The organism is Mesorhizobium sp. 131-3-5 (assembly GCF_016756575.1).
Classification (GTDB): domain Bacteria; phylum Pseudomonadota; class Alphaproteobacteria; order Rhizobiales; family Rhizobiaceae; genus Mesorhizobium; species Mesorhizobium jarvisii.
The window spans coordinates 1,906,880-1,924,749 of record NZ_AP023254.1 but is presented as its reverse complement, the minus strand read 5'-3'; the positions used below and the strand labels follow the sequence as shown (position 1 = coordinate 1,924,749).

The following is a 17,870-nucleotide window of genomic DNA, read 5'->3' as shown; positions in this document are numbered from 1 at the left end:
GAAAACTGCCGATGGCATGTATTTGGGTCTCTGAACGTGGCGATTCAAGGGCACCAACGTTACACTTTTGTAACGTGCCCGTGATCGGGCTTGCACGCCCCGATCTGTCAGGGTGTTGACGGAACCGATATCTGGCGATGTGTTTGGCATGGACCAAGCCACCGCGCCGCGCTATCCCTGCCGGCATGAAAAAAGGCGATCATCTCTTCCTCATCGACGGCTCGGGCTACATCTTCCGGGCCTATCACGCACTGCCGCCGCTGACGCGCAAATCCGACGGCCTGCCTGTCGGTGCTGTTTCCGGTTTCTGCAACATGCTGTGGAAGCTGATGCAGGATGCCCGCAATACCGATGTAGGCATTGTGCCGACGCATTTCGCGGTCATCTTCGACTATTGCTCGAAAACTTTCCGCAACGACCTCTACCCCGAATACAAGGCCAACCGTTCGGCGCCGCCTGAAGACCTGATCCCGCAATTCGGCCTGATCCGACAGGCGACCAAGGCCTTCAACCTGCCTTGCATCGAGATGGAAGGCTTCGAGGCCGACGATCTCATCGCCACCTATTGCCGGCTGGCCCGCGAAGCCGGCGGCGACACCACCATCATCTCCTCCGACAAGGATCTGATGCAGCTGGTCGGCGATACGGTCGGCATGTACGACCCGATGAAGGACCGCCAGATCGGCATTCCCGAGGTCATCGAGAAATGGGGCGTGCCGCCGGAGAAGATGGTCGATCTGCAGGCGCTGACCGGCGATTCCGTCGACAATGTGCCCGGCGTGCCCGGCATCGGCCCGAAGACGGCGGCGCAACTGCTGGAGCAATTTGGCGACCTTGACGGGCTGCTCGCCCGCGCCGGCGAGATCAAGCAGGACAAGAGGCGCGAATCGATCATCGCCAACACCGACAAGGCGCTGATCTCGCGCCAGCTGGTGACGCTGAAGAACGACGTGCCGGTGGCCGAGGGGCTGGACGACTTCGTGCTGCATGCCCCGGACGGGCCGAAGCTGATCGGCTTCTTGAAGACCATGGAATTCACCTCGCTGACCCGCCGCGTGGCGGAAGCCACGAGCACCGAGGCCAGCGACGTCCAGGCCGTCGCGGTGATCGTCGAGCGCGCCGACCATGCCCACGGCCCCGATGTCGGCGCCGGAGCGCCGGCTGTGGCCCGCAGCGGTGCCGAGGCAGGCCAGGCCAACGGTGATGCGACCACTACACCGACGGTGGACGCCGCCAAGCAAGGCGATACCCCTTCCCTGCTCTCGGCCATGCGGCTGGAGCGCGCGGCGACCGGCAAGATCGACACTGCGGCCTATCTCTGCATTCGCGATATCGCGACCTTGAAAGTCTGGGTCGCCGAGGCGCGGGAGGCTGGCGTCACCGCCTTCGACGTCAGGGCGACATCCGGCGATCCGATGCAGGCCGAACTGATCGGCATGGCGATAGCCACGGCGCCCGGCCGCGCCGGCTATATTCCCTTTGCCCACAAGAGCGGCAATGGCGACCTGCTCGGCGGCGGCGCGCTCGAAAACCAGATACCTCTCCGCGAGGCGCTGGCGGTGCTGAAACCGCTGCTCGAGGACAAATCCGTCCTCAAGATCGCGCAGAACCTGAAATACGATCTCGTAATCATGAGCCGTTACGGCATCGATGTCGCGCCCTTCGACGACACCATGCTGATCTCCTACGTGCTCGATGCCGGTACCCCGCACGGTCACGGCATGGACCAGCTTGCCGAGAAGTGGCTTGGCCATACCCCGCTCCAGCTCAAGGACGTAACCGGCTCCGGCAAGAGCTCGGTCGGTTTCGACCAGGTGGACATCGACAAGGCGACGGCGCACGCCGCCGAAGACGCCGATATCACGTTGCGTCTGTGGCTGGTGCTGAAGCCACGGCTTGCCGCCAAGGGCCTGGTCTCGGTCTATGAGCGGCTGGAACGGCCGCTGGTGCCGGTTCTGGCGCGCATGGAACAGCGCGGCATTTCGGTCGACCGGCAGATCCTGTCCAGGCTTTCGGGCGAACTCGCGCAGGGTGCCGCCCGGCTGGAAGAGGAGATCTACCAGCTCATCGGCGAGCGCATCAACATCGGCTCGCCCAAGCAACTCGGCGATATCCTGTTCGGCCGTATGGGCCTGCCCGGCGGCTCCAAGACCAAGACCGGCCAATGGTCGACCTCGGCACAGCTTTTGGAAGACCTCGCCGCCGAAGGCCACGAACTGCCGCGCAAGATCGTCGACTGGCGCCAGTTGACCAAGCTGAAATCGACCTACACCGATGCGCTGCCCGGCTTCATCCATCCCGACACCAGGCGCGTGCACACCTCCTACGCGCTGGCCGCGACGACGACAGGCCGGCTGTCGTCCTCCGACCCGAACCTGCAGAACATTCCGGTGCGCACCGCCGAAGGCCGCAAGATCAGGACCGCCTTCATCGCCGACAAGGGCAACCGGCTGGTCTCGGCCGACTACAGCCAGATCGAACTGCGCGTGCTCGCCCATGTCGCCGAGATTCCGCAACTGCGGCAGGCTTTCGCCGACGGCGCCGACATCCACGCCATCACCGCGTCGGAAATGTTCAATGTCCCCGTGCAGGGCATGCCTTCGGAAGTCCGCCGTCGCGCCAAGGCGATCAATTTCGGCATCATCTATGGCATTTCCGCCTTCGGCCTTGCCAACCAGCTGTCGATTCCGCGCGAGGAAGCGAGCAACTACATCAAGAAATACTTCGAGCGGTTCCCCGGCATCCGCGACTACATCGAAGAGACCAAGGCCTATGCCCGCGAGAATGGCTTTGTCGAAACCATCTTCGGCCGCCGCATCCACTACCCGGATATCCGCTCCTCGAACCCGTCGCTGCGCGCGTTCAACGAGCGCGCCTCGATCAACGCCCGCCTGCAAGGCACCGCCGCCGACATCATCCGCCGCGCCATGGTGCGCATGGAGGAAGCGCTGGACAAGGCGAAACTGTCGGCCCGCATGCTGCTGCAGGTGCACGACGAGCTGATCTTCGAGACGGTCGAGGCCGAAGTCGAAGCGACGATCCCAGTCGTGCGCCACGTCATGGAAAACGCAGCGATGCCGGCGGTCTCAATGTCGGTGCCGCTCCATGTCGACGCGCGAGCCGCGAACAACTGGGATGAGGCGCATTAGCGCCAACGCTTCGTCATCCTACGAAGAGAAGACCTAAGCGGCCACAGCCCGGCACTTCGCGCACGTCCCGCGAAATTCTATGACCGCCTTCTTGGCGGCGAAGCCGGTCGAATGGACCCATTCGTTCAGCCGGTGGTCGACATCATGGTCCGACATCTCGGTCACCTGCCCGCATGTGTCGCAGATGGCGAAGGCGGTCATCGAATGGCTGTGGTCATGCGGCTCGGCGCAGGCGACGAAGGAGTTGATGCTTTCCAGCCGGTGCACGAAGCCGGACTTCACCAGCGTGTCGAGCGCACGATACACCTGCAGCGGCGCGCGAAAACCGCGTTCGCGCAACTGGTCGAGCAAGGTGTAGGCGCTGAGCGGTCCGCTCGCGGTCTCGAGCTTCTCGAGCACGCACAACTGGTTCTTCGTCAGCACATCCCTTGCCGCCATGGTCCGGTTCCAACTTGTCCTGCGCCATCTGCAGGCTGTTTGCCCGCGCAAACCGCCTGATCCCATTCAGATAGCGACGAACCGTCGTCTTTGCTACTCTTCTGTTGTTGTCCTGGACCGATCGATAACGTGCCGGCGCATTTGATGACGGCAGGCTTGATGGCGCAGCGACGTTCAAAATACTGACAAAATCCTCGACGAGGGTGGTTTCGCTTGGGAAATTCGATCGGGCTTGGGGAAGCAATATGATCAAATTGACACGCCGGACGCTGCTTGTCGGCACGTCCGCGCTCGTGGCGGCCGGTGCGCTCTCGTTCCGGGCGCTGGCGGCATCGCGCACCTATCACGCGCTGCTGGTCGCCTGCACCGAATATCCTGCCCTGCCGCAAAGGAACTGGCTGATCGGGCCGAAGAACGATGCCGGCCTGGTGCACGAATACCTGCTGAAGAACGTACCCGACCCGGTACGCTTCGCGCCCGAAAACGTCACGCTGCTCGCCAAGGACGTGCCCGGTGCCAAAGGCTTGCCGACCCATGCGGCGATCAAGGCGGCACTCGCCGACCTTGCCGCCAAGGTTCAGCGCGACGATTTCGTCTATCTGCATCTGTCCGGCCACGGCGCCCAGCAGCCCGAAAGGGTCAAGGGCGACGAGACCGACGGGCTAGACGAGATCTTCCTGCCCGTCGACATCGAGAAATGGATCAATCGCGATGCCGGCGTGCCGAACGCGCTGGTCGACAATGAGATCGGCGACGCGCTCGACGCGATCCGCAACAAAGGCGCCTTTGTCTGGGCGGTCTTCGACTGCTGCCATTCCGGCACCGCGACGCGCGCCGTCGAAGTCGACGACGAACTGGAGCGCAAGGTCGAATTCGCCGACCTGGTGGGCGGCGACGAGGCTGCAAGGGCGGCGACCGTCAAGGCCTATGAGGACACGGTCGCAAGCGCCTCGCGCGGCCTCGACGAGAATGGCGCGCGCAAGCCCGCCTTCAACCTGACGCCGACCGGCGGCGAACCCATCACCAAGGGCAAGCTGGTCGCCTTCTATGCGGCCCAGACGGTGGAGACGACGCCGGAGATGCCGCTGCCCAAGGGCACGGCGGATGCGCCGCGCTTCGGCCTGTTCACCTTCACCATCCTGTCGAAGCTCGCCGAAAACCCCAACGTTACCTATCGCCAGCTCGGCCAGGCCGTGCTGCAGCAATATTCAGCCGACAGCCGCACCCGGCCAACGCCGCTGTTCGAGGGCGAACTCGACGCCCGCGTCTTCGGCACCGACAAGACCGACGCCGTCATGCAGTGGCCCATCGTCGTCAAGGACGGCGAGGCGACGATCGGCGCTGGCCTGCTGCATCGCCTCACGCCTGGCAGCAAGCTCGCCCTCCTGCCCTCGGCACTGTCGTCGCTGTCCGACGCGGTCGGCTACGTCGAGGTGCAGTCGGCCAAGAACCTGGAAAGCCGCGTCAAGCCGGTCGAGTTCGAGAAAAAGCCGGCACTCAAACTCGCCGACATTCCTGCCAACGCCTATGCGCGGGTGGCGGAGATCGCCGTCGACTACAGGCTCAGTGTTGCGCGGCCGGCCGCGACGAAGGGGCTGGAGAAAGAAGCCGAGCTCGTCAATTCGGTTCTCGACGAACTGGCCACGGCCAAGGAAACCGGCTTCAACATCGAACTGGTCGACCCGGGCAAGAGCGCCGAGCTGCGCTTTGCCGTGATGCGCGAGAATGCCATTGCGGGCCCCGGCAAGGACGTCAGCGACAAGCCGGCGCTGTGGTTCCTGCCGGCATCGGGTGACGTGACGCTGAAGGACGGCAGCAAGCCGCCGCTGATCATTATCCATCCAGATGACCGCCAGAAGCTGGTCGACGCCACGACCAGGAATTTGCGCACCATCTTCCGCGCCACCGGGCTGTCGCGTCTGGCGGCGGCCTCCGACTACAAGCCCGAGGATGTCGACGTCCAGTTCCAGGTCAAGCGCCGAGACAAGGAGGGTCTCGAGCCCCTGCAGGCTTCCGCGGTGCCGCGTGTCTCGCCGGGCGACGAGGTGCATGTGCTGGCCAAGAACAGCTCGGACCAGCTGGTCGACATCAACGTGCTCTATGTCGGCAGCGACTATTCGATCACCCACATCGTCGCCGAACGCCTGGCACCGCAGGCCACGCTGGAGGAAGGGCTGCTCGCCTTCACCGACACCAGCTTCGGCATGGAACGGATGATCGCGGTGCTGACCGAGGCGCCGCCGGAAAGCGAGAAGGAGGATTTGAGCTTCCTGGCGCAGGACGGCGTCGCGGCTATGACGCGCGGCCTCGGCCCCGCCAGCTTCTCCGACATGCTCGCCGATATCGGCATGGCGCCGCCGACCCGCTCGGTGATGCGGCTTGCCGACAAGAGCGGCCCGAAGGGGGCGGTGATGATCTTCCCGATGGAGACGGTGCCGCGCGCCTGAACTCCGGCTCCAAGGCCGCACGGCCTGGTATATCAGGCTCTTGCGCGATCGGCGCGATATGAGAACATCCCCAGCCGCGGCCAAGGGTTCAGCGACTGACGAAGCAGATAGGATCGATTGTGAAGAAGTCTTTTTTCTCCTGGCGCACGACGGTTGCCGGACTTGCCGGCGGCCTGTTGCTGATCGTCAACGCGTCTGCGCAGGACACATGCGGCCTTTGCGCCAAGCAGGTGGTCATCAATTCGGAACTGGCGACGTGCTTCCTCGATCAGTACGACCAGTTCGCCAAGACCAGCAGTGACGCGGTGGTGGTCGACCTCTCGAGCTGCGCCTCGCGCGGCGTGGTCGAGGCCTTGCCGTCGCCGAACAAGGCGCCGGCGGAGCCGGACATGCAGTTCATTGTTTCGCGCCCGCAGCTGGCATGTCTGAAAAAGCAGCTTGAAGCGCCGGGCGTGGTGCTTGATCCCTCCGCCACCATCGAACTGGACAGCTGCAAATGAAGAAGCCGGGGGGCACGACAAAGCAGACACCGGTGGCCGCGCCCGCAAAGGCGCCGGCGGCGAAGGAGACGCTGCCGGAAACCACCGAAGGTTTTCCTTGGCCGAGCAGCCATGAGATCAAGAAGGAGAGCAATCCCTTCACCGATCGCGACTGGCGCATGCTGGTCTATGCCTGGTCGGGCATGCTGGTGCGTTTCGCCATCATCTTCACCCTGGCATTCTCGGTCTATCAATTCCTGGCGAACCAGGAGCAGAAGCGCGTCGAGCAGACCATGTCCCTGGTCGAGCTCTGGGAAACCAAGGACTATCAGCAGGCACAACGGGCGTTGAAGGATCGCCTTGCCGCCCTCAACGCCAAATACGACAATCTGCTCAGCGCCAATCCTTCGCCGACCGAGGAACAGGTGTTCCGCCAGCGCATCGGCATCGAGGCGATGAGCGCCTCCGGCGGCGACATGCCGCTCGCCGACTTCAGCGAGAATTTCGACCGCATTGTCTATTTCCTCAACCGGCTGTCCTTCTGCGTCGACGGCGACCTGTGCTCACGCAAGGTGACCGATGCCTATTTCCGCGACTACGCCGTCTCCTTCTGGAGCTATTTTGCCGGCTATGTCGACAAGCAGCGCAAGGCGGGTTCGCCGACTTTTGCCACGGCGATCGAGGCCTATGTTGGCAACGGGCAACCAGCGGGCGAAGCCAAATAGCGATGGGGAAACCCGGAATCACCTTGTGCCTCATGCGTGCCTGCCGCTGGCTGGCCATGGCTGGAGCCTTGATCACGTCCTCTGCCGCCCGCGCCGAGGACGCCCCGGATTTCCATATCGACCTCGACACCGGAGGCCATACCGCACGGATTGCCGACCTCGCCTTCACCCCCGATGGCGAGGACGTTGTCTCGGCATCCGATGACAAGACCATCCGCATCTGGGACTGGCAGAGCGGCGTGACGCTACGCACCATTCGCGGCTATCTCGGCAATGGCAGCGACGGCAAGATCTTCGCGGTCACGGTCTCGCCGGACGGCAAGACGATCGCCGCCGGCGGCTATTTCGGCGCCGGTCTCGGCGACAAGCCGCCCTATGGCGACATCAGGCTGTTCGACTTCGCCACCGGCAAGATGAAGGCCGTTCTCAAGGCCGCCGACTACGCGACCTACGACCTCGCCTTCTCTCCAGATGGCAAGATACTGGCTGCCGGCGGCGGCGACGGCATAGTCTATCTCTGGCGGCTCGACGACAAATCAGCGACGGGCTGGACGCTGGACAAGAAGCTCGACGCCGATTCCTGGCACATCGACAAGCTGGCTTTCGCCGCCGCGGGAACCCGGCTGGCGGCGACCACGACCGACAATGGCATCCGGTTGTGGGATGTCGCCAAGGGCGACGAGATCGCCTTGCCCGCTGGCACAGAGCCGTTGCGGGACGTCAGTGTGCTGGCGCTGGCGATCTCGCAGGACGGCAGCCTGTTTGCCACCGGCAGCAAGGACGGCCAGGTCCAGCTCAGGCGCGCGGCCGACGGGACGCTGGTGCGCGCCATGCCCAAGCAGGATTTCCTCATCGGCTCGCTGACCTTCGCCAAGGGATCGCGGCTGGTCGCCTCCTGCGGCTATCGCTGCGCCGACAAGCACCGCTCCGTCGTCTGGAACACCGACAGCGGCGAGAAGCTGCTCGACTACAGCGGCCATGACGGCACGGTCTATGCCAGCGCCGCCAATGCCGGCGGCTCGCTGGTGGCGACGGCCGGCGGCACCCGCAACGCCATCCAAGTCTGGGACCCGGCGACCGGCGAACGCAAGGCCTTGCTCCAAGGAGTGGGCGAACCGGTGACCGCTATCGGCATCGATCCGGCAAACGGCATCATCGCCTGGGGCAACGCCAACCCCTGCCCCGAGCGCGTGGCTTGCCCGGAACAATTGGGCGCATTGGACAAGAGGCTGGAGTTGCCCACAACCGAGCGGTTCTTCGATGACCCGCAGCCGCTGACCGAGCCGGCCTCGTTTGCCCGCGCCGCGCTGAGCGATGGCGAGTGGTCCCTGCACGCCACGGTGGGCGGCAAGGACGCGCTGGAGAACGCGTTGCTGGAGATCGCCAATGGCGGCAAGGTGGTGCGCTCGATCGAGAACGACGCCACCAACGGCTTTGCCCATTCCGCCTTCACGCTGATCGACAACGGGCTTGGCCTGATCACCGGCGGCAATGACGGCACGCTGCTGGAATACAAGGCCGCGACCGCCAGGGTCTCCGGCGAATTCACCGGCCACACCGGCGAAATCAACGCCATGGTCGCCTCGGAGAAAGCCGGCCTGCTGGTCACCGGCAGCGCCGACCAGACCGTGAGGCTGTGGAACCTGAAGACGCACGAGCTGATCGTGTCGATGTTCTTTGCCGGCTCACAATGGATCGCCTGGATGCCGCAAGGCTACTATTATTCCTCCGACGAGGGAGACAAGCTGATCGGCTGGCACGTCAACCAGGACCGTGACCATGAAGGCCGCTTCATCCGCGCCGGCCAGTTGAAGAAATACCTCTGGAGCCCGGAAATGGTGCGCCGCGCCATCATCCTGCGCAGCGCCAAACAGGCAGTCCAGGAGATGCGGCCGGGCGTCGACAACGAGTTGCAGAAGCTCTTGCAGCGCAAGCCGCCGGAATTCGGCATTCGCCTCGCCGACGACCAGAGCAAGGTCCGCGACGGTTATGTCGCCGTCGAAATCACAGGCACCAAGGAAGCCGGAGCCGATGCCGCCGGCTTCTCGATCCTGTCGAACAGCCGCAATGTCGGCGACATCGCGACGCGCTCGGTCGACGGCAACAAGACAACAGTCGAGGTGCCGGTCGAGGATGGTCAAAACACTATCCGCATCACCGGCATCAACGATTATGGCTATCTGACCGAGCGCAGCGTGACGGCGCTGGCAAGGAAGACTGAAAAGGCCGAGGCCAAGGGCAAGCTCTATGTCGCGGTGATCGGCGTCGACAAATATCCGTTCCTGACCGACGCCTGTTCCGGCCATGCCTGCGATTTGCGCTACCCCGTCGACGACGCCACCGAGTTCCTCAAGGTGGTTGCGCAGAAATCGGCACCTTTGTTCTCGTCGATGGAGACGCTGGTTCTGGTCAACCGCGAGGCGCTCGACGAAAGCCCCGACAAGGCGCAACAGACCTACACCGTCGCCAGCGCCGACAACATCATGGAGCCGGACTCGCACACGATCGACGACCAGCTTGCCGATTTCCTCGACAGGCCTGGCGAACACGACACCACCATTGTTTTCGTCGCCGGCCATGGCATCAACATCGACGAGGATTACTATTTCATCCCGACCGATGGCCGCAAACAGGATGCCGACCGCTGGAAGCGCTCTTCGCTTGTCGACTGGGGTGACGTCCAGAAATCGGTCGAGCGGGCCAAGGGCATGCGCTTCATGCTGCTCGACACCTGCCATGCCGCCAACGCCTTCAATCCGCGCCTGGAAAAGGACGCGCAGGACGCGCGCATCGTCGTGTTTTCGGCGACCGCGGCCAACAACACCGCCGCCGAATTGCCGGAGCTCGGGCACGGCGTCTTCACCTATTCGATACTCGAAGGCCTGCGCGGCAAGGCGAAGACCTCGGATGGCGGCGTCACGCTGTTCGGGCTCGCCGATTTCATTTCGCACGAAGTGGTGCGGCTGACGGCGTCGAAGCAGAAGCCGTTCTACTATGTCGGCGGCGTGGAGAACATCGTGTTGGCCGAGCCGTGATAGCCCGCCTGCTGACGGTCATCATGTTCGCCCTGGTTCTCGGCGGCACGGCACAGGCCGCCCCGATCGCCTGCCCGCCCGGAACCGAAAACTTCCCGACGTTCTACGACGACGCCACGCTGTTCAAGGACGCCATCGCCAGCGTCGCTACTGTCCGGCCCTCCAACCAGCGGCTGACCGGCATCACCGTGCCGCATCACCTGCTGGCCGCCGACCTCGTGGCACTGGGTTTTCATGCAGCGTCCGGCTTTCGCTACAAGCGCATCGTCATCCTGTCGCCGGACCATTTCCACAAGACGCACAAGCTCTACGCCACCACGGCGCGCGGCTTCGACACCGTGCTTGGTCCGGTGGCCGCCGACACCGATGCCGTGCGCCTTCTGGAAGCCCACGGCGACATGCTCGAGGAATCCTGCCTGTTCGACAAGGAACATGGCGTACGCGCCATGCTGCCCTTCCTGCATCACTACTTCCCCGAGGCGAAGATCGTGCCGGTGGCGATGTCGGTGAAGGCGAAGCGCGGCGACTGGGACCGGCTGGCCGAGGCGCTGAAACCGCTCGTCGACCAGGACACGCTGATCGTCGAATCCACCGACTTCTCGCACTATCTGCCCCAGCATGATTCCAGGCGTTTCGACCAGCAGACGCTGAACATGCTGGCCGCCGGATCGCTCGACGGCATAGCGGCCCTGCGTCAGCCCGATCATGCCGATTCCGTCGGCGCGCTCTACATCCAGACCCGGCTGCAGCGCGAATTGTTCGGCGCCCAGCCGCTGGTGGTCGCCAACGAGAACTCGCAGGAACACACGTCCGACTATGTCGAGCGCACCACCAGCTATGTCGTGGCGCTGTTCGGCGCCTTCGGTCCCGGCTTCAACAACCCGGCGCGGCCAAAGGACAGGATTTATTATCTCGCTGGTGACGTGAATTTCGGTCGTGCCATGAAGAAGATCCTGGTCCGCGACGGCGTTGCCGACAAGATCGTCGACAGCATCCTTTCGCTGACCGGAGCGCGGCCGCTGATCGTCAATCTCGAAGGCGTCATCCTGCCCAACGTGCCGGAAGCGATTGACGACATGACGCTGGCCATGCCGGAAGACCTCGCCGTCAGCATGCTGAAGCGGTTGCATGTCGCCGGCGTCAGTCTCGCCAACAATCACGCCTATGATCTCGGCCCGTCCGGCTATGCCGAGACGCTGCGCGCGCTGGACGAAGCCGGCATCCCGCATTTCGGCCAGGGCGAGACGCTGGCGCTGGCCGATGTCGACCTTGTCGGCTTGACCGACATCGACACCAACGGTTCGAAGAACACCGACCTGCTCACCTCCGCCTTGCTCGACCGGCTGCTGCACGAAAATGCGCAGCGCCCGGTCGTCGCCTTCGTCCATTGGGGCCGCGAGTACAAGACCGAACCGTCGGCGCGCGAAGAGATGCTTGCCGATGGGATGCGGCTGCGCGGCGTCTCGGCCATTGTCGGCGGCCATCCGCATGTCTCGAGTGAGGCGATCGTCCCGGTTGCCGGCGGCGATGTGGCAGAGGTCTATTCGCTCGGCAATTTCCTGTTCGACCAGAGTGCGCAACGCTCCTCAGGTTCGATGCTGGAATTGCGTGTCTTTTCCCAAGGCACGATCTTTGCCAGGCTCATCCCACTGCCCAACTATTTCGAGATGGGTCGCAAATAGGCGACTGCCGTTTTCGACGTGAAGAACCTGAATGTGTGTTGAGATTCAGGTCAGGCCGAGTCGAAAACGGCTGACACCGAGAACCGGAGCGGAGCGTACTTTTCGTACGTGAGCACAGTTCTACTGCGACGCAGTATAACGGGGAAGCGCAGGTATCAGCCGTTTGCAGACCGGCCTCACCTGAATATCGACATACCTTAGCCGCAGCCCATCATCTGGCGGGGTAGATAGCACGCCGCCGGTTCGGTCCTGGTCTCGAACAGCGATTGCTTCGGCCGGAAATAGAAGAAGGTCACCGGCTTGCTCTCGCGCACGCTGCCGTCGGCGAAATGCGCGGCGATGCTGAAACTGTGGATCGACGACATCGCCGACCACATCTTCAGCCGCGCCGTATAGGCGCTGACAGTCTTGTTGCCGCGCACCGGCATGGCGATCGTGTAGTCGTGCTTGCCGATCGGGAATTCGATGTTCTGGTAGCGCATCGCTTCCGGGCTGCCGCCACCGCCATCGCCGCATTCGGCCATCGATTCGGGAGTCTCGAAGACCGCCATGGTCATCTGGGCGCGGAAGGGCTCGCTCTGCTGGTAGACATTGCCCTGATCGTCCGCCCAGGAATAGTCCAACTTGCCGATCGCGTTCAGCGTCATCGCCTGGTTGAAATTGCCAAGATAGTCGCCGACCTCACCGAACTTGATCTTGTTGGTGAGCTGGCTGCGGCAGACATTGAGGCTATCGACCGAGGGACAGGGGAAACGCCCGGTCTCAAGGCTTGCCGTGTCGACGCCGGCCTCGTCGAGCACGCTCTTGATCGACACGTCGACGCCATCGCTGAAACCGCCGATGTCTTTGGTGAACATGCGGCTTGGCTGCCCGGTCGGATTGCCTTCTTCGTCCACCGTGGTGAACTGGACCGACATCTTCATGTCCTTGGCGTCGCCCCAGCCATTGTTGACGATGGAGAAATCGGGCCGGAAGCCGATGCAGCCGAAATGCTCCGAGATCGACAACATCGGTTTGCGGTAGGCGTCGCTGGCAGCGACCTTCATTTCCAGGCTGTCGAGCTTGACCCTGAACTCGTCCGTCGTCGTCAGGTCGACCTCGGCAAAGGCCGGCGTGTCCTCCCAGGTCGCACCTTCATAGACATTGGTGGTATTGACCGTTCCGGTGCCGTTCCAGGCGTCGTTGTAGAGGGTGTCTTCCGGATAGATCGCGATGTCCTCGTCGCGCACCAGGTGCTGGTATTTCATGTCGGCCTGCTGGGTCATGCGCTGGTCGACGATGACGCCGATCTCGACTTTGCCTGCATCGCCGCCGCTGGCCTGCGCCTTGAGGAGGCCTCCGACCTTGGCATCGGCCAGAACGTCTGGACGCGTGCCGCCGACCTCCTTGCCCATCACCCACTGCGATTCATAGACCGTGCCGCCGGGGAGCCGCGTGGTGCCTTTGCCGTTCTTCAACCCGCCGACAAAAGAGCCGGCAAAGATCTCGCCTGTCTTCGACAGCAACCGGCCCTCGCCATTCGGAATGCCGTCTACGAACTGCCCCTCATAGCGGTTGCCTTCGGCATCGACATGGATACCTTCGCCGTTGAGTTCTCCGCCAAGCCAATGCCCGTCGAAAACCTCGCCTGAGCGCAATTCGAGCCGGCCTTGCCCGTCGGGCCGGCCGTTCCTGACATCACCGAAATAGCTGGAGTAGACGGTCTTCGGGTCATAGCTCGCCGAGCCGCGCACCCGCCACACCAGCCTGCCCTTACCGTTGACGGTGCCGTCCTCGGCGATCGTCTTATCAGGCGAGCGGCCCGCGGCCGGCTCCCAGACGAAGTCGAGGTTCTTCTCGGGATGGAAATCCCAGACACGCACGGTCCTGCGCAGCACCGAGCGTGTGTCGGCCTGATAGAGGATCTGCACGCGCTCCGCCCAGGCGCCGCCGACACGGGCGGGATCGGCAAAAGCCGGTGAAAGCATCATCGCGCCCAGCATCGATGCGGCCGCGACCCCGAACACTGCCCTTGTCCGCCCCATCCCTCAAGCCCCCTGGACGCCTCGCCCCTTTGGCAAGGCAAGCGTAGTCGGGGCGCCGGCCTCGTGCAAGGGAAGCCATGAGGGAAGGATCGGCACGAAAAAGGCGGCAGGATTGACCCGCCGCCTTTGCCTTCACCGCGAACGCGCAGCGACTATTTGTACAGGCTGTTGATCCACTGGACGTTGGCGGCGTTCAGGCGCACGGCGGTGTTCGCCTCGGGGCTTTCCGCCACGTTGACGCCGGTGATGATGCGCTGCTTGGACTTGGTGTCATAGGCATAGACCGAGCTGCCGCTCGACCCCGGGAACGTATCGCAATCATACTGGAAATATTCCGGCGCGATGTTCTCGGCATGCACTTCGCAGCTCGCCTTCCACATCGTGCCCATCGGCTTGTCGCCGGGATAGCCGACAAGGTTGGCGGTGAAGTCGCCGAGATCGTCATAATTTGCGTAGCCCAGCCAGCCGAGGTTGGTGCCGACATCCTGCTTCAGCGTGATGATGCCGAGATCCCACGGGATCACCGAGCCGTAGTAACCCTGGTAGTTGTCGATGAAGCCCTGCAGCACATAGGCGCTTTCATAGGCGAAGGCGCCGAACGGTGCGTCGTCGGCAGTGCTGCCGTTGAGGCCTGGCACGAAGAGATATTCCGAGAGCCAGTCCTTGTCCTCATGGCTGTAGAGGCAATGTGCCGCGGTGAGCACGGTGCGCGGGCCGATCAGCGTTGCCGAGCAGCTGCCATAGCTGCCCGTCTTCGCCGATTTGGCTTCCAGATAGCCGATGGCCGAGAACGGATAGGTCTTGGTGTTCCTGACCTGCTCACGATCGTCGGGACCGAAAACCTGACGCCCGGCTTCGCCTTCGCCGAGCCCAGGGTCCTCGGTCTTGCGCTCAGCCCCATCCGCGCCATTGGCCGGCGCATTCAGTTCCTTGATGATGAGCTCGCGCAGTGCTTCGCTCGGCTCGATCTTGATCTCCTTGCCATCGGCGGAACGCCCGACGATGCCATAGGATTTGACTGCCGCCTTCTCGTCGGTGAGCGGCGCGGCACGGCTGTCTTCATCAGTAAGCTTTGGTGTCGTGATCGGCTTTGCCCGGCCGGCCTTGAAGTCGCCTGAAGTAACGTCCCGCATGCTTTCGCCATTGCCGGCACTGGCGGACCCAGGGTCGGCGGCGAAAACCGGGACCGTCCACATTGCGGTGGAAAGCAAAGCGGACGCAATAAGTGCGTTTGTCAGTTTTGTCATGGTGAGACTCTCCCAAAAGTCAGCAAGGACTGGATCAAAATAGAGAAATATTGTCGAGATCGTGGTGACGCCGAAAAATGAGTCTGCTCGCCGGCATTCCCCGCGAGCGTTGTTCTAGGCTGTCATTTTCAAGGCCCCCGCCAAAAAAACTCTGCAACGGTATACTGCCTAAAATAATCCAAGATTGGCAATGATAAATCGCTTCCACCTAGCCCGTGGGGGGCTATAGGATTTTGTGCGGGTTCTGCTCGCGGGCACGGTTAGCAAAAGTGGGATTCGGTTTTGTGACCGATCGCGCGCCGTTTTCGATACGGCACGCGTGCGGATCGCCGGACCGGCGACACCTCCTTGCACAATGCCCGGCGTCGATCCGCGCGGGAAAATTGTCTGAGGAGGTTCAGGTGCACATCACAAATCGGTTCGGACCAATCGTTGCCGCATCGCTGCTTGGCATTGCCGCCGCCTTTGTATCGATCAACCTCGGCCGGGCGGATGAAAGCGCCGCAAGGCCCGAAGCGGCGGTCTCGCCGATGCAGCGGGTGACCGAGGCCAGGGCCAAGGCAGCCGCTGAGAACCCTGACGGCGCCGACCGGGTCTATGGCGGCAACCAGGCCGAAAAGGGCGCCTATCCGTTCCAGGTCGCGCTGCTCACCACCGCCAGGCTGGACGAGAACCCGGCCTCGCAGGCCAATGCACAATTCTGCGGCGGCAGCCTGATCGCCCCGCAATGGGTGCTGACGGCGGCACACTGCCTCAACGACAAGGGCAAGCCGATCTCACCGGATTCGGTTACCGTGCTGACCGGCGCCACCGATCTCGGCGAAGGCAAGCGCCACAAGGTGGTGGAGGTCATCGTCAACGAAGGCTACAGCGAGCAGACGCTCGACAACGACCTCGGCCTGCTCCGGCTTGCCGAGCCGGCCGATGCGCCGACCATCAAGCTTACCCGCCAGGCGACCCCTGACACCGGCAAGACCACCGTCACCGGCTGGGGCAAGATGCAGGACGGAACGTTCCCGACCACGCTGATGGTCGCCGACCTTGATCTACAGCCGAACAGCGCCTGCAACAGCGGCATCAAGGCCATCTATGCGCATGACCTCAAGGCGGCACTCGGCGATCTGTCCCACCGCATGCGCTATTCGGAAAAGGGCATCGATGCCGCCGCCAATGCGATTGCCGCCGACATGACCGATCCGCTGACCAGCAACATGATCTGCGCCGGCACCGCCAGCGGCGTACGCGATGCCTGCAATGGCGACAGCGGCGGCCCGCTGTTCATGACCGGCGCCGACGGCCCGGTTCAGGTCGGCGTCGTCAGCTGGGGCGAAGGCCCCGCCGACGGCAGCGCGGCCTGCGGCCACAAGGACGCCTATGGCATCTACACGCGGCTGGCCAACTACGGCGGCTGGATCGAGGCGAAGATGAAGGGTCCTGCTCCTGCGCCGGAAAAGCCGAAAGCCGGGCTGGGCACGGCCCAGAAGCCGAAGACGCCCTGAGGCCCAGCCATCTTGCCCGACATTTTGCTTGCCATGAAGACGGCGGGAAGGGTTCCAGCCGTTGTCATTTGCCGGCTTGTCCGACAGCTTTATTTCCTCGGCGGGCCTTTGCGCTCGGCTGAGGCCGCCCACAGATTGATGTCGGATTCGCGCGCGTAGCTATCGATCTCGGCCAATTCGGCATCGCTGAAGTCGAGCACCTTCAGGGCGCCGACGCAGTCCTCGACCTGCTCCGGCCGGCTGGCGCCGATCAGCGCCGACGTCACCTTGCCCTTGCGCAGCACCCAGGCCAGCGCCATCTGCGCCAGCGTCTGGCCGCGCTTGCCGGCGATGGCGTTGAGCGCCTTGATGTTGGCGATGGTGCGGTCGTTGATGAAGGCCGACTTCAGCGACTTGCCCTGCGAGGCGCGGCTGCCTTCGGGGATGCCGCCAAGATATTTGTCGGTCAGCATGCCCTGGGCCAGCGGCGAGAACACGATCGAGCCGACGCCGAGCCCTTCCAGCGTGTCGAGCAGGCCGTCTTCCTCGACCCAGCGGTTCAGCATCGAATAGCTCGGCTGGTGGATGATGCAGGGCGTGCCGAGCTGCCGCAATATGTCGGCGGCCTCGCGGGTGCGCTGCGAGTTGTAGGACGAAATGCCGGCATAGAGCGCCTTGCCCGAGCGCACCGCATGGTCGAGCGCGCCCATGGTTTCTTCCAGCGGCGTGTCCGGGTCGAAGCGGTGTGAGTAGAAGATGTCGACATAATCGAGCCCCATCCGCTTCAGGCTCTGATCGAGGCTGGCCAGCATGTATTTGCGCCCGCCCCATTCACCGTAAGGGCCAGCCCACATTTCATAGCCGGCCTTCGTCGAGATGATCAGCTCGTCGCGATAGGCGGAAAAATCGGTGCGCAGGATTTCGCCGAAAGCGGTTTCGGCCGAGCCGGGCGGCGGCCCGTAATTGTTGGCGAGGTCGAAATGGGTGATGCCGAGGTCGAACGCCTTGCGCACGATCGCCTGCTTGGTCTTGTGCGGCGTGTCGTTACCGAAATTGTGCCACAGGCCGAGCGAGATCGCCGGCAGCTTGAGGCCGGAGCGCCCACAGCGATTGTAGATCATTTTTTCGTAGCGATTTTCGGCGGCGACATAGGGCATTGGGAAAGA

11 protein-coding genes are annotated in these 17,870 nt (G+C 63.4%); 7 read left to right on the top strand and 4 right to left on the bottom strand.

What is annotated here, in order from left to right; all coding sequences use genetic code 11:
* Positions 1–185 precede the first annotated feature (185 nt).
* The gene (gene polA, locus JG747_RS09345) at positions 186–3,149 is read left to right on the top strand and encodes a DNA polymerase I (RefSeq protein WP_202361647.1); all 2,964 of its coding nucleotides are present in this window, start codon (positions 186–188) and stop codon (positions 3,147–3,149) included.
* A 33-nt stretch (positions 3,150–3,182) separates the two neighbouring features.
* Here the strand turns inward: polA and JG747_RS09340 are convergent, their stop codons facing one another.
* Entirely contained in the window at positions 3,183–3,587 is a 405-nt protein-coding gene (locus JG747_RS09340) for a Fur family transcriptional regulator (RefSeq protein ID WP_027047405.1), read from the bottom strand.
* Between the two features lie 245 nt (positions 3,588–3,832).
* On the opposite strand from JG747_RS09340, the gene JG747_RS09335 reads away from it, so the two are divergent.
* The 5 genes from JG747_RS09335 (at position 3,833) to amrB (ending at position 11,955) form a co-directional block, all read left to right on the top strand.
* Entirely contained in the window at positions 3,833–6,034 is a 2,202-nt protein-coding gene (locus JG747_RS09335; RefSeq protein ID WP_244748359.1) for a caspase family protein, read from the top strand.
* Between the two features lie 119 nt (positions 6,035–6,153).
* Positions 6,154–6,534 (top strand): hypothetical protein, encoded by a 381-nt coding sequence (locus tag JG747_RS09330; protein ID WP_019861241.1) that lies wholly within the window; start codon positions 6,154–6,156, stop codon positions 6,532–6,534.
* Positions 6,531–7,238 (top strand): DUF4760 domain-containing protein, encoded by a 708-nt coding sequence (locus tag JG747_RS09325; RefSeq protein WP_019861242.1) that lies wholly within the window; start codon positions 6,531–6,533, stop codon positions 7,236–7,238. Before JG747_RS09330 ends, JG747_RS09325 begins: the two co-directional genes overlap by 4 nt.
* A 68-nt stretch (positions 7,239–7,306) precedes the next feature.
* A complete protein-coding gene (locus JG747_RS09320) occupies positions 7,307–10,273 on the top strand; it encodes a caspase family protein (RefSeq protein WP_244748358.1) in 2,967 nt (988 codons plus the stop codon).
* Positions 10,270–11,955, top strand: coding sequence for an AmmeMemoRadiSam system protein B (gene amrB, locus JG747_RS09315; RefSeq protein WP_069093157.1), 1,686 nt, complete (start codon positions 10,270–10,272; stop codon positions 11,953–11,955). The genes JG747_RS09320 and amrB overlap by 4 nt, the downstream gene beginning before the upstream one ends.
* Before the next feature lie 197 nt (positions 11,956–12,152).
* Here amrB and JG747_RS09310 read toward each other — a convergent pair whose 3' ends face one another.
* Together JG747_RS09310 and JG747_RS09305 are read right to left on the bottom strand one after the other, a co-directional pair.
* On the bottom strand, positions 12,153–13,961 hold the full coding sequence (locus tag JG747_RS09310; RefSeq protein ID WP_223217856.1) for an MORN repeat-containing protein: 1,809 nt from the start codon (positions 13,959–13,961) through the stop codon (positions 12,153–12,155).
* 170 nt (positions 13,962–14,131) lie between these two features.
* Positions 14,132–15,226 (bottom strand): trypsin-like serine peptidase, encoded by a 1,095-nt coding sequence (locus tag JG747_RS09305; RefSeq protein WP_069093158.1) that lies wholly within the window; start codon positions 15,224–15,226, stop codon positions 14,132–14,134.
* Positions 15,227–15,627: 401 nt separating this feature from the next.
* Here JG747_RS09305 and JG747_RS09300 point away from each other — a divergent pair, with 401 nt between their 5' ends.
* Complete coding sequence (locus tag JG747_RS09300) at positions 15,628–16,725, top strand: S1 family serine peptidase (RefSeq protein WP_069093159.1); 1,098 nt, start codon at positions 15,628–15,630, stop codon at positions 16,723–16,725.
* A gap of 89 nt (positions 16,726–16,814) precedes the next feature.
* Here JG747_RS09300 and mgrA read toward each other — a convergent pair whose 3' ends face one another.
* Complete coding sequence (mgrA, locus tag JG747_RS09295) at positions 16,815–17,861, bottom strand: L-glyceraldehyde 3-phosphate reductase (RefSeq protein ID WP_019861247.1); 1,047 nt, start codon at positions 17,859–17,861, stop codon at positions 16,815–16,817.
* Positions 17,862–17,870 lie beyond the last annotated feature (9 nt).